Origin of the sequence: Staphylococcus marylandisciuri (assembly GCF_025519785.1) — a bacterium.
GTDB classification, from domain to species: domain Bacteria; phylum Bacillota; class Bacilli; order Staphylococcales; family Staphylococcaceae; genus Staphylococcus; species Staphylococcus marylandisciuri.
This window is the reverse complement of sequence record NZ_JAOPKZ010000005.1, coordinates 24,921-38,743: the sequence shown is the minus strand read 5'-3', so window position 1 is coordinate 38,743 and position 13,823 is coordinate 24,921. Positions and strand designations below refer to the sequence as shown.

Here is a 13,823-nt window from a genome sequence, read left to right as displayed (position 1 = left end):
GACGGCGTCCCACAAGCAGGATTGTCGACAGACACTCACTCTCACGGTTCGGGAGCGGGACAGAAATCTAATTTGAATAAAAAGATTTCGTAGTCCCGCCCCGGCAAGGATGACTAGAATTGAAAAAAAGCTTGATACAAGCGCATTTTCAAATCAGTCATCTACTGCCAAGATGCTGAAAGAGGGAGCGGGACAGAAATCTGATTTGAATAAAAAGATTTCGTAGTCCCGCCCCGGCAAGGATGACTAGAATTGAAAAAAGCTTGATACAAGCGCATTTTCAAATCAGTCATCTACTGCCAAGACGCTGAAAGAAGCTGAGACATTACATTATGTCCCAGCCTCAAGCTTCGCTTTTATAGGGCCGCCCCAACTCGCAGTGCTTGTAGAAACTGGTTTACCAGTTTCTTTGTGTTGGGGCCCCACCCCAACTTGCATAGCTTGTGGAAACTGGTTTACCAGTTTCTCTTTGTTGGGGCCCCCTGCTCAAATCCTAAACACTTTTGTCCCGACCTCGCCTTTAGTTATCTATTGAATACTGCAAATGAATACTGCAAACGAGCTTAACACGCCACGTTCAATACATTTATCTTCTTCACTCATCCATAGTTTGAGAGGCTTGGATTTCTTCCGACGATAATTTCGGTTTGATTAAACCGTAGATGATCGCTCCAACTAAAGCACCCACTCCAATAGCGATTAATGTCTGTAATACGTGACTATAATCAGTACCAACGATAACAAATATACCTCCATGTGGGGCATGAATCGCTGATCCAAGACTTAACGCGATAGCGCCACCGATACCAGAACCGATCATCATTGCAGGAATGACACGAATCGGATCAGCTGCCGCAAACGGAATCGCTCCTTCAGTAATAAATGATAACCCCATGACATAATTTGGTACGATAGATCCACGTTGTTCTTTAGTGAATTTCTTACGGAAGATTAACATCGCTGTTGCAATCGCAATTGGAGGAATCATACCGCCGATCATTGCTGCAGTGATGGGTGCCGTATTACCTTGCGTCAACGCTGCTGTAGAGAATACGTATGCGGCTTTATTGAAGGGACCGCCCATATCGATAGCCATCATCGCACCAATGATTAACCCGAGCAACATGATATTAGCGCCGGATAGACTATTTAACCCGTGATTCAATAAGTGGTTTAACCATGAAGCGGGTGGATTGATAACGTAAATCATCAACAATCCCGTGATCGTCACCGATAATATCGGATAAATTAACGTTGGTTTCAAACCTTCAAGCGCTTGCGGTAAGCGACTAAATAATGCCTTAATTCCTTGAGTTAGATACCCTGCTAGGAACCCAGCAATGATACCACCAATAAAGCCCGAATCTCCTGAAAAGGCAAGCATACCACCAACTAATCCAGCAGCAAACCCTGGCTTGTCAGCGATACTACGAGCGATAAATCCTGCTAATATAGGTATGATTAAATTAAAGGCACTATGATTACCTATATTCCATAATTGTTCAGCAAAAGGGAGGTACTCCTTACTTTTAGGCTCAAAAGAATTAGGGCCTATGAGGAATACGACTGCCATCAGGATACCACCAGCAATAACAAGTGGTAACATGTTAGAGACACCATTCATTAAGTGTTTATAAATAGCTTTCCCTACGCCTTGCTTCTCATTTAAAGGCGTCTTAGAACGATTGCTGTCACCGCGTGAGATAAATGGTTTACGTGTCGTATCTTGTGCTATATTAATGAGTTCTTCGGGGCGTTTAATGCCATCAGCTACAGGCACCTCGACTACATTCTTGCCATCAAATCGGTCTGTTTCTACGTGTACATCGGCAGCAACGATAATTCCAGTTGCTCTATCTATATCCTCTTGTGTGAGACGATTCTTAACTCCCCCTGAGCCATTAGTTTCGATTTTAATATCAACGCCCATATTATGTGCTTGTTTCTTCAAAGCGTCCCGTGCCATGTAGGTATGTGCAATCCCTGTAGGACAAGCTGTGACCGCTAAAATGTACGGTCTCTCTTCGGTTGAGGAAACTGACTCCACCTCACCTTCGTGACGATCACGACTGTCTTCCTCTGCCGCTTCATCATCAGCTTTGTTTATAATATTTAAGACTTCTTCAGACGTTGACGCTGCAAGTAAATCAGCACGAACTTGATCATCCATTAAGATACTAGATAACTTAGCTAAAGCATCTAAATGAGTTTGTGCTCCACCTTCTGGCGCAGCAATCATAAAGAAGAGGTGCGCTGGTTGCATATCAAGACTCTGATAATCGACACCCTGCTGCGATTTACCAAAAGCGATTGCTGGCGCTTTGACTGCTTCAACTTTAGCATGCGGTATAGCGATACCTTCACCGATACCAGTAGAACTTTGTGCCTCTCTGTCAAAGATTGCTGTCTTAAAAGCTTCTTTATCACTTAGTTTCCCAGCTCGATCCAATTGATTTGTGAGCTCATCAATCACGCTCTCTTTATCTGAACTCGTTAATTCCATAGCTATAGTTTCTCTAGTTAACAACTCAGTTATTCTCATATCTTTCACTCCCAACAATGTTTATGTCGTTTCAATTCTCAGGTGAAAAGGGTTAAATTTAAATATTAGTCATATGATTATCGTACTCGTGAACTATAGTTCCTTAACTCTAATTTGCTTACTAATCTCTGTAATGTTATCTTTGTTAGCTAAATCCTCACTAAAAGCAGTAGCAGTACCTGCGGCAACAGCTTGTTTAAAACTTTCTTCTATAGAAAAACCATTAACGATACCTGCAACCATACCAGCCACAGTACTATCCCCAGCACCTACTGTATTAACGACCGTCCCTGTAGGAACCTCTGCTTTCAATATTTGGCGTTCATCAATGTAAATTGCGCCCTCTCCTCCAAGCGAAATAATAGCCGATTGAGCACCTCGCTCTAATAACTTTCTACCGTATTCAATCACTTGTGATTGCGTCTTAATCTGAGTACCGAATATCATTTCTAACTCTTCTTTATTAGGTTTAATAAATAGAGGTTGATAGCGTAGTACAGGTTCCATCAGTCCTTTCTCAGCATCGACGACAAAGTTTGCACCCGTGCTAGATAACACACGTGCAATACGCTGATAAACATCGTGTGATAAATTTCGTGGAACACTACCAGCTATGATGACGATGTCCTCTTTAGTAGTCTCTTTCATTTGCTGTAATAAATGTTCAAGTTGCGCTTCAGTGACTGTTGGCCCGGGAGCGTTAATTTCAGTTTCAGCCTCGGCTTTTAACTTAATATTGATTCGCGTATCCTCGCCCACCTCTATAAATTGTTCTTTAATATTTTGATCTTTGAGCGTCTTACGGATAAAATCACCAGGAAAACCACCTGCGAATCCCAAAGCAGTTGAGGGTATATCTAAGGTACGAAGCACACGAGAGACATTGATACCCTTACCTCCAGCAAATTTATACGTTGCTTCTGCACGGTTAAGATGTTTTACCTTAAAATTTTGAGTAAACACCACATAATCTATGGAGGGATTTAATGTTACTGTGTAGATCATAGTGCACCTCCTATGAATTGATAGTACGCTTCAAAAGACTCTATACCGTCTAGTGATCTTACTTGTTTAGAAGCTACAAGTGAAACACCTTCATTGATAGGCACATGAGCGAAATAGACATTTCGATATTTAGAATGATCAGCTAATACATATGACGAACGACTCAATTCAATGGCGTAAGATTTAATTAATGCTTCCTGCTCATCTGGAGTAGTCAACCCATACTTGATATCGATACCGTTTATACCTACGAAAGCTTTGTCAAAACGATAATGCTTTAACGTCTCAAGCGTATTAGTCCCAACAGTAGCAAATGTAGTTGCTTTCACTTCTCCCCCAAGCGTTATTGTCTTTATTCCGTGTTTAAGCAACGCTTCTACATGTGTTAAACCATTAGTAACAACTGTCACTGATGAGGCTTTGATATAAGGAATCATTTCAAGTGTTGTTGAACCAGCATCCATAAAGATGCAGTCATTGTCATCAATGAGGTCGGCTGCTATACGACAAATCTCCTGTTTCTCTTTCAAATTTTTCGACCTTTTCTCAGCTAGATGAGGTTCTTTCACTACCGATTGGTTAAGGGTGGCGCCTCCGTGCACGCGTGAAAGTTTCCCCATTTGTTGCAGCTTTGATAGATCTCGACGTATCGTAGATTCGCTACTACCAGTATATTCAACTAATTCTTGCAGAGTTAAAAAATCTTTGTTTTGTAACTTTGACAGTATTAAATCATAGCGCTTCTCACTAATCATAAGAACATCCTCCTCATCACACTTTAATTATAATGTTATCGCTTACATATATCAATCAATTTAATCCAAATTCATTCAAAAACAATCAAAAAACTTCTTCTCTATCGCTCATTTTATTCAAAAAAAGAAGCAAGGGAGCGGGAGAGAAATCTAATTTGAATAAAAAGATTTCTCTCCCGCTCCCTCTCACTTCTTAAAGGCACTATACTTATTAAACTTGTCATACGTTTATACTGGAACTTTACTGTTATTCCCTTACTTTATGCTGTCTTATCAAATCACGGGTTTTTAAGCTTAGGTCACCGGTGAAATTTTTCTTATCTCAATTGTGTTTCAAAGTGTAAAATTAAAGCTCATTGATTCCTATAGTCCGACCAAACAAGGCGGCTTAAACTTCTACAAGTTTAGATTTAATCCGTTTAGGATGTAGACAGCTATTTGAGCCTGTCTTCACTTTCAGTTCTTACATAAATTTGGACTGTCTATCAACTGTTGATCACTATCTTAAATATTTTCATAGGAGCTTTTACTCTCTTAATAATACGAAGGCGTTAATATGATAAGAAGGCCGCTTCGCTCCAAGGAAGTGACGAGCTAAACTTATCCCAGTGGTAAATAAACTGATGAAATTTAAGTAATGCTTGTTGATTTGTGGCCAAATAAATGAGGAATAATAAGCAGAATGATAGAAAGAACGTTAAACATAATAATAAAAAATTATTCCTTTTCATCTCATCTCGATGGTCTCCTTATTTATTTCCTATATCTTACCACGTAATTTGTACTTCTAACTTAAGCGGAGCGCAATTTAAAAGAAACGTAATATACATATCAATAAGATTACAGACAGATTATCTGTGAATAAGTCTCTATATGCGTTCTGCTAGTTCTGTGAATGCCTTTTACGTAAACTCTTCTCAATAAAAATCACACCTATACCGATCATGATGATGAAGACTGACATGTAGAGAGGCACGTCGTAATTAATATCATAAAGAACACCTGCCACTAACGGGCCGACGAAATTACCCATGCTCGTAAATGTTGAGTTCAAGCCACCTGCAAACCCCTGACGGTTACCTGCAATATTTGAAAAATAGTTTGTCAGAGCTGGACGAATCATATCAAAACCAATGAAAACGATAAAGCTAATAATCATAATAGTCCAGTAGTGATGAGCAAAAGTAAGGCCAAGTAATACGATGGCAGAATAGATGAGCGCATAGATAATAAAATTAAGCTCTTTCAAATATTTCATAAATTTATCAAACAGTAGAACTTGAAAGACTGCGCCCAATATTCCACCTATAGATATCGCCATAGATATATCAAATGGTGTGTAATTCGCTTTATCTGCTGTATACAGTGGGAAAAGCGTTTCAAATGAAGATAAACCGAATGCTAATATAAGCGTGATTATGACTGGCGTTATAAAAATTCTCCAATTGATTTTACTTAGTCCATTAGTGTGATATTGTGTAAAACCAGCTTGCGTATGATGCTGCGGGTTACGAATGAGTGTTACAGATAGGAGAAGTGCTAATACACCAGTTGTTCCAGCCATATAGAATGGAAGGCGATGGGACCATTCAGCAAGAATCCCTCCGATTCCAGGACCAAGTATGAACCCAGAATTAATAATTGCTGACATATAGCCAAAGTTCTTAGCTTTATCCTTAGGTGAAGAGATATCAGCGATCATCCCAGTGACACCTGGCATAATCATACCAGCGCTCCATCCTCCTAGTATCCGTGAAACAATCAACAGATGAAATGATTGACTGATCGCAAATAAGAATTCTGAAATTGAGAATAAAGCTAAACCGATACAAATGATGAGTTTCTTGCCTAACTTATCAGCTAATGTGCCCCCGAAAGGTGAAATAATCATTTGAGCTAAAGCGAATACTGCCACTAATATACCTAAATCGCTTCCTTTGAGTCCCAGATCTTTCAAATAAATAGGTAAGACAGGTATGACTAAACCTATACCAAGGAAGACGAGAAATATATTGAAATAGAGTATGAAAAATTGCTTCTTCATCAGCATGCTCCCATCTACACAATTTTATTATCTTATAATTCTAAACGATAGTTCACTCATTACACAATAAATCTACGTTATTTCCTATAGATGTTTTGCTTATTAATTATTGACGTAGTATCATTTGAACTTCATCAGATTTTAATTCGCACTTTAGTAGAAAGAAGGGGTCGTTATGTTAGCACGCTATATAGCACGCGGTGTTTTTACCATTTTATTTTTACTTTCCTTATTTGATAATATATTTCAGTTTATGACGCTCAATTTATTTTTAGCTTACGTTCCTTTTGAACTATGCTTTTTATTGAGGTTGTTTCAACCTAGAAGGAAGATAGAATGGCCACTTTTCATAGTATTCGTATTAATATTTATCACTATGGTACCCAATACCTTCTACATGATTACAGATTTAATTCATTTAAAACAATTCATCTTTAACTTTTACGCCGGCCTTAATTTAAAGGAATGGATCTACTTTACTTATTTAATATCTGGAGTGCTATTAGCGCTTTATTGTCTGATGGTAATGTTTCTAGAAGTTCGCTTATTTACAGGTTATAAATGGCTTAATCGCTCGTTCATTTTCGTAATGATGTGTTTGAATGGGCTAGGTATATATGTAGGAAGATTCTTACGACTGCATTCAGTTTATCTCATTAATGAACCTATGCGTATTATTTATAAGTTTATCTCTGCTATAGACGGCAACGCGATAATATTCGTGAGTCTTATGGTAGCTTTACAAGTGTTACTTTATTTATTTATGAAAGGAGTGCGCAGTTTCAACTCAATATGAATATCATTCTCGTCATTATAGTTATTTTTCTACTTCAACTTTTAACAGGTTACTTATTTTATCGAGTAGGTTTTCATTTATTTAAAAGTATATTACTTATATTACTACCGTTAGGACTCGGGATCTTTATACTGCAACTCTTTTATTTCGAAAGGCACTATCCTAAATGGGAGCTCCCCTTGCTAAGTAAAATGTGTTTAAAATATATCTATATAATTACGTTCTTAGAATACGTAGCCTTCTATATATTCATATTCAAATTTTGATACTAATTAAACCCTCGCGCATAAATGAAAATGAGTTAGAATTAATTAAACCTTTCTCATCAATGCGCAAGGGCTTTATATTTAATGATTATTTCTTATCTAACAAATGATTTGCGTCTGCATATAAGTACATTAGAGCAGCAAAGACAGCAACTGATAATATAAACAATATTAACGATAAGATCGTCGTCCGCTTAAAGTGCTTAATGAAGGATACGAATAATAACCCTCCGTTATAAAGAAAGAATAAGCCGAAGAGGACTAACATGATATTTATATCAGCATAGAATATATTTAATAGTAAGACGATCATCGCAAATATTATAAAAGGAATGCGAATAAAGTTTCTTTCAAATTTATACTGGCTTTCATAATAACGTTGATCTTTAGACGTCATAAACTTCTCTCCCTTTCATCTCTCACTTTAAATTATATTCTTAAAATTGTCTATTCAGTAACTATAAAGTCATATAAAATTCGAGGCTGGGACATAATGGTCTTCGACTTGAGAGAAAGAGGCTGGGACATAATGTAATGTCCCAGACCTTTTTAGCATCGTGGCAGTAGATGACTGATTTGAAAATGCGCTTGTATCAAGCTTTTTTCAATTCTAGTCATCCTTCCCGGGGCGGGACTACAAAATCTTTTTATTCAAATTAGATTTCTGTCCCGCTCCCTCGCTCTTCTAGTCGAAATATTTAACGGCCTTTATCTTGACCCCTTTTTGATCATTTCCAACGTTAAAAATTACATATTCTTTAAGATGAATAGCTAATTTCTCATCATTATTTAATAATTGTTTAATATACTCATGTACAAAGGTCGTTTTACCATACCTTAGAAAAGAAGTGATTATTGTATTCAACATGTCTTTACGATTGTACCCTATCAAAATTACTGTTTTCTCAAAAAGTTTGTGTAAAAAATAAATAATATATTTAATTTGACCTTTAGTAGTTATCTCTAAAATTATCTTCTGACTTGATAAAAAAGGGGATATCTTCTACACTTTAATCATACTTCATTTTAGCAATGCAGTGCGAAAAAGTATTAAAGCGTAACTCGTGTTACACAACAAAGACGGATTGAAATCCGAAACAGAGAGAAAAAAACGGATAGAATGTCTGGAGGAGAACTTTATGGCTGAAGAACTTAACTTAAAAGAGCAACTTTGCTTTAGTTTGTATAACGCTCAAAGACAAGTCAATCGCTACTATTCAAACAATGTCTTTAAGAAATACAAACTCACTTACCCACAATTTTTAGTCCTTACTATCTTGTGGTCCGAGTCCCCAGTAAATGTTAAGAAAGTTGTAACCGAATTAGCATTAGACACTGGAACCGTTTCACCACTACTAAAGCGCATGGAACAAGTTGATTTAATTAAACGTGAACGTTCAGAAATTGATCAACGCGAGGTATTTATTCACCTCACTGAAAAAAGTGAACAAATTCGACCAGAACTCGATTCTGCATGTAATGAAGTAGCAGAAGCGACGCAATTAAGCGAAGACGAATTTAAAGAACTTAACCGCTTACTTGGCAAAATCATTTCAGCTTTTGCTGATAAGAAATACTAATTACAAATGAAGTTTTTCCTACAAGTATATTTCGCTGTCATAGTAAGTATAGAGCTCAAAAGATTAACTTAAATTTGAGCTCTATTTTTTATTTTTAACATGTAACTTAAATCGGTGGTATAAACGCTATGCTTATGTTGCGCTCATATCTACCACACGCTTAAGATAAGACGCCTCATTCATCAATTTACGATAGCTTCCATCTTCAACAATGACTCCATCTTTCATCACCACGATTCTATCAAAACGGGAAAGTAAATCTATATTATGTGTAGCAATGACTAAAGTTTCTGCACGCTGTTGTATTGCAGTCATAACCTTTTCAGTAGCACTCTGGTCTAACGCAGTAGTCGGCTCATCTAATATCCATAGTGGACAATCTCTAAAGAACAGGCGTGCTAAAGCGAGACGCTCAACTTCCCCACCTGATAATGTTCGACCTTCAAGAGTGACTTCTTTCTCTAAAGATAGATGTTGAAGTCCTAAGGCATTAAGGGTACTACGAACAATAGATTGATCTGCTCGTGTGAACAAATTGTCTTGCAATTCACCATCAAATAACTGCTGTCTTTGAAGCAATCCATTCATATAGTGATATTTCTCCTCATCAGACATAGAAGAGACGGGCCGTCCTCGATAATACACCTCACCTTCGTCATTAGAGTATAAACCTAGCATGAGTTGTAGTAAGGTGCTTTTTCCTGAACCTGAAGGGCCTATTATAGCGACATGTTCACCCTTTTTAATATCGAGCTGAATATGCTTCAATAAGCGATGTTGTTGATGTTCAAATTTGAAATTTACATCCGTCATGCTCAATTCGTATTCGCCATTTTCAGCAATAGTATGAGCGTTAGTAGTTTGCGAACCCTTTGAGTTATTTAGTATTTCATTTATCTCTTCCCTTGCACGTGTAGTTTGAGCTTTGTAGAATGCAACGTTACTCATTGGCACGGCTTGCTCAAATAATGTGAGTAACATTAATACTATACTTGTCAGATAGATGATATGAAGTTCATGCGCTTGAACTTGGAGCACACCTAACCCTATCGTCAAGAATAGAGCTAGCATGGACACTAAGTTCAAGCTAAAGTCGTAAATGAGTAAGAAGCGTTGTTCACGATATTGCAAGTTTACGTACTTATCTGCTTGCTTATGAAGGCTGCTCTCATATACTTTTTCTTGATCAAAGCGGCGCAACTCATAGTAACCCTCTTTATAATCGTAGAATTGATTTAAAAATTTTTGCTCTCCTCTTGAAACTTCTTTCATTAGTATTTGAGCCTTTTTAGCACTTAACCACGGAACAACCAGTAGAGAAATAAGCATACTTATCACTATAATGAGCGCGTGCACATAGGAAATAGTGATAAGTGACACCATGGCAATCACAGCAGTTATACCTATGACAATAGGTGGATAATATACTCTTAAATAGATATTCTGGAAAGTCTCTACGCTATTTATTAACCGCCTTAAAAGGTTATTAGGCTTAAAGCGTCGATAAACATCTGGAACCACTGGAATTAAGTCTCGATACATTTGAACCCTTAGATCTCTTAACATCGTAAATGTCGTACGATGAGATAACAGCCGTTCAATGTAACGTGCAATTGCTCGAAGAAACCCAAACATTTTAACAGTAACGGTGAGCACAAGCAATGCAAAAAGAGGTGCCCCTAAAGCACTTTCAGTTACCATATAACCGCTTAAGAAAAACATACCCAAAGCGACTACACCGCCTATTACACCTACGATGATAGAAATAACAAGGTCTCTATCTCCTCGAATTTTAATATGTGACTTCATTTGAAGCACCACCTTTACTTATACTTAAAGATGCTCTATGTTCAATAGAAGTGATATGATTGTCCTCAAGGTGAACATGCTTGTTCGCTAATCTTAAGGTAGAATGCCGGTGAGCAATGATAACTACCGTACTATTGCTAAAACGTGTCTCTATGGCACGATGAATGAATTCTTCTGTTTCAATATCTAACCCTGTTGAGGGCTCATCTAATATTACTAAATCTGGTTGTTCTAATAGCACACGTGTAAGCTCTAGACGACGCATTTCACCACCAGACAACATTTCTCCTTCTTCTCCGATGAGTGTATCGAGCCCGTTATTATAAGATAGTACTTTCTCTTTTAAACCCACTTCATCGAGGGCCTGGTAAATTTGACTATCCGAAAGATGTTTAAACATAGTAACGTTATCTCTAATCGTAGCGTTAAAGATATACGGTTGTTGACTCAATTCTCCTATCTTAATATCTGGATACTTGTAAATAATTTCACCTTTAGTAGGTTGAAAATGTTGGGCAATAAGTTGTGCAAATGTCGTCTTACCTGCTCCGCTCGGTCCAACTAGAGCTACTCTCTCACCTCGTTTAATAGTTAAAGTTATTCCTTGTAGAACTGCTTTACTTGAGTTGGGATAAGCAAAACTCACTTCAGAAAAATTTATTAATGCAGATTGTGAAGTATCGATATTCATCGTCCTGCTGTTCGGTTCCTCAGACTGCTCTAGTCGCTCAAACACGACCTCACTAGCGCCTTCACTCTGTTTCCCAGTGTGGAAAGATTGACCCAAGTCTTTGATGGCGTTATAAAATTCAGGCGCTAATAGAATAGATATCATTGCAGTTTCGAAACTCACATTATGGAATATTATGAGTCCTAGACCTACTTCAAGCGCTACGAGACCAATGCCTAACATACTGATGAACTCTAACATTAATCCAGAAAGAAAAGCGCTTTTGAGAATACGCATCGTTATCGATCTAAACCGTGTACTTTCCTCATAGACTTCTTTGAGTGAACGATCAGTTTGATTAAGTAACTTCAAAGTGACTAATCCCTTAACCTTGTTAAACAAGCGTTGGCTAAATTGATTGAGATAAGTCATCTTATCTCTAGCTTCATCTCGGGTTCTTAATCCAAATACAATATAGAATAACGGAATGAATGGGGCAGTAACTATCATAATAAGAGCTGTATTTAAGTGGAGAAATAGCATAGCAATGATTATAAAGAAAGGTACCATCATTGATTTAAACACTTGAGGTAAATAATCTTGGTAGAAAGGTGCTATACCGTCCACGCTCTCCGTTACTATACTCATCTCAGATCCTAGTGAATATTCACTACGTGTAGCGATTAAACGTGATCGAATAAACTTTTTAACTTTCATACTCATCTTATTCCCTACCATTAAATTAAGAGCGTTAAGGCTCGCACGTAATAGTAGCACAACGAGCAATATAACTAGCGTTAACATATTTACTGAAGCGTGGTATGCGAGTACTTGACTCAATATTTTAGCTATTACTATACTCTGAGCTACAACTGTCAAAGCGATCCCCATGCTGAATACAAGAAATAAGAGAAGTAAGACTTTATATTGGAAAGCAAGATTCATGAGTTTTTTCACTGTTATCACCACTGTTAATTATAAAACCTTCAATAAATATTTAAATTATTTAGCTTAAAAATAAAACTTATAAATATCAACAGTAATTTAATTATCTCTCATATTAAAAAGCTAACAGTTTAACTGCGCTAACAATAAGGTAGCCCTCAAATTGCTGCACATCTTGTTAGAATTGCCATAAAGAGGGAGCGGGACATAATATAATGTCTCAGTCTCTTTCAGCATCTTGGCAGTAGATGACTGATTTGAAAATGCGCTTGTATCAAGCTTTTTTCAATTCTAGTCATCCTTGCCGGGGCGGGACTACGAAATCTTTTTATTCAAATTAGATTTCTGTCCCGCTCCCAACAAATATTTCGCGATAGATATGTAGATCATCTTCAGCGTTTACGTTGCAACAACATACTTCAATCAAATTTACTAGATATGATTAGCAAAACTTAAATTGAGTATGCTATGATAATGAACTGAAATACAGATAAACTATGAACATGAAAGTGGGTAAAATATGCTAATCATTGAATTGATTAAAGGTATCATCCTCGGTATCGTTGAAGGTTTAACTGAATTTGCTCCCGTATCTTCAACAGGCCATATGATCCTAGTAGATGATATCTTACTGAAGTCTAAAGAGTTTCTTGGTCCTGAATCAGCCTTTACATTTAAGGTTGTTATACAACTCGGGTCCGTTTTCGCTGCTGCATGGGTATTTCGTGAACGTTACTTTGAAATGCTCCATATCGGTAAGTATAAAAACGAACCTGTCGATGGTTTCCGTTCTAAACCGAAACGTCTCAATTTATTACATATATTAATCGGTATGATTCCTGCCGGTATACTTGGAGTTCTATTTGACGACTTAATTGAAGATTATCTTTTTAGTGTACCAACCGTAATGATCGGCCTGCTCATCGGTGCGTTCTACATGATTGGCGCGGACATCGTAAGCAAACGTATCAAGAACCCTCAAACAGTAGACCAAATCAGCTATATGCAAGCTTTTATTATTGGTTTATCACAAGCTGTAGCAATGTGGCCTGGTTTCAGTCGCTCGGGTTCCACGATCTCTACCGGCGTTTATATGAAAATGACGCATAAATCCGCTTCTGACTTTACATTTATTATGTCAGTCCCAATTATGTTAGCAGCCAGTTGTTTATCTCTAGTTAAGCACTTAGGTAGCATTCACGCGACAGATATTGCCTTCTATTTTTTAGGTTTCGTAGCAGCCTTTATAGTAGGTCTGATCGCTATCAAGACGTTCCTACACCTCATCAATAAAGTTAAGCTCATACCATTTGCGATTTACCGAATTATTCTCGTGATTATCATCGCTATCTTATACTTTGGTTTCGGTATAGGTGAAGGCATTAGTGGTGAGTAACAAAGCTATCTATCA

General features: G+C 37.4%; 11 protein-coding genes. 3 read left to right on the top strand and 8 right to left on the bottom strand.

Annotation, left to right across the window (positions count from 1 at the left end):
- Positions 1–595 precede the first annotated feature (595 nt).
- The 4 genes from N9R04_RS03710 to norA all read right to left on the bottom strand — a co-directional run bounded on the left by N9R04_RS03710 (position 596) and on the right by norA (position 6,346).
- Positions 596–2,542 (bottom strand): PTS fructose transporter subunit IIABC, encoded by a 1,947-nt coding sequence (locus N9R04_RS03710; protein WP_262855201.1) that lies wholly within the window; start codon positions 2,540–2,542, stop codon positions 596–598.
- A 93-nt stretch (positions 2,543–2,635) separates the two neighbouring features.
- The gene (pfkB, locus tag N9R04_RS03705; protein ID WP_262855200.1) at positions 2,636–3,547 is read right to left on the bottom strand and encodes a 1-phosphofructokinase; all 912 of its coding nucleotides are present in this window, start codon (positions 3,545–3,547) and stop codon (positions 2,636–2,638) included.
- Positions 3,544–4,302, bottom strand: a complete 759-nt coding sequence (locus N9R04_RS03700; protein ID WP_262855199.1) for a DeoR/GlpR family DNA-binding transcription regulator — start codon at positions 4,300–4,302, stop codon at positions 3,544–3,546. Before N9R04_RS03700 ends, pfkB begins: the two co-directional genes overlap by 4 nt.
- Positions 4,303–5,185: 883 nt before the next feature.
- Positions 5,186–6,346, bottom strand: a complete 1,161-nt coding sequence (norA, locus tag N9R04_RS03695; RefSeq protein ID WP_262855198.1) for a multidrug efflux MFS transporter NorA — start codon at positions 6,344–6,346, stop codon at positions 5,186–5,188.
- 175 nt (positions 6,347–6,521) lie between these two features.
- On the opposite strand from norA, the gene N9R04_RS03690 reads away from it, so the two are divergent.
- Positions 6,522–7,142: a DUF1361 domain-containing protein gene (locus N9R04_RS03690; RefSeq protein WP_262855197.1), complete on the top strand. Its 621-nt coding sequence runs from the start codon at positions 6,522–6,524 to the stop codon at positions 7,140–7,142.
- A gap of 354 nt (positions 7,143–7,496) precedes the next feature.
- On the opposite strand, the gene N9R04_RS03680 is transcribed toward N9R04_RS03690, so the two are convergent.
- Together N9R04_RS03680 and N9R04_RS03675 are read right to left on the bottom strand one after the other, a co-directional pair.
- Positions 7,497–7,805 carry a hypothetical protein gene (locus tag N9R04_RS03680; protein ID WP_262855195.1) on the bottom strand — a complete coding sequence of 103 codons (309 nt, stop codon included), beginning with the start codon at positions 7,803–7,805 and terminating at the stop codon, positions 7,497–7,499.
- Positions 7,806–8,093: 288 nt separating this feature from the next.
- Positions 8,094–8,276 (bottom strand): hypothetical protein, encoded by a 183-nt coding sequence (locus tag N9R04_RS03675; protein ID WP_262855194.1) that lies wholly within the window; start codon positions 8,274–8,276, stop codon positions 8,094–8,096.
- 271 nt (positions 8,277–8,547) lie between these two features.
- On the opposite strand from N9R04_RS03675, the gene mgrA reads away from it, so the two are divergent.
- On the top strand, positions 8,548–8,988 hold the full coding sequence (gene mgrA, locus N9R04_RS03670) for a global transcriptional regulator MgrA (protein ID WP_262855193.1): 441 nt from the start codon (positions 8,548–8,550) through the stop codon (positions 8,986–8,988).
- A gap of 132 nt (positions 8,989–9,120) precedes the next feature.
- Here the strand turns inward: mgrA and N9R04_RS03665 are convergent, their stop codons facing one another.
- Complete coding sequence (locus N9R04_RS03665; protein ID WP_262855192.1) at positions 9,121–10,797, bottom strand: amino acid ABC transporter ATP-binding/permease protein; 1,677 nt, start codon at positions 10,795–10,797, stop codon at positions 9,121–9,123.
- Complete coding sequence (locus N9R04_RS03660; RefSeq protein ID WP_262855325.1) at positions 10,781–12,424, bottom strand: ABC transporter ATP-binding protein/permease; 1,644 nt, start codon at positions 12,422–12,424, stop codon at positions 10,781–10,783. The genes N9R04_RS03665 and N9R04_RS03660 overlap by 17 nt, the downstream gene beginning before the upstream one ends.
- Positions 12,425–12,932: 508 nt before the next feature.
- On the opposite strand from N9R04_RS03660, the gene N9R04_RS03655 reads away from it, so the two are divergent.
- Positions 12,933–13,808 (top strand): undecaprenyl-diphosphate phosphatase, encoded by an 876-nt coding sequence (locus N9R04_RS03655; protein WP_262855191.1) that lies wholly within the window; start codon positions 12,933–12,935, stop codon positions 13,806–13,808.
- Positions 13,809–13,823: the final 15 nt, after the last annotated feature.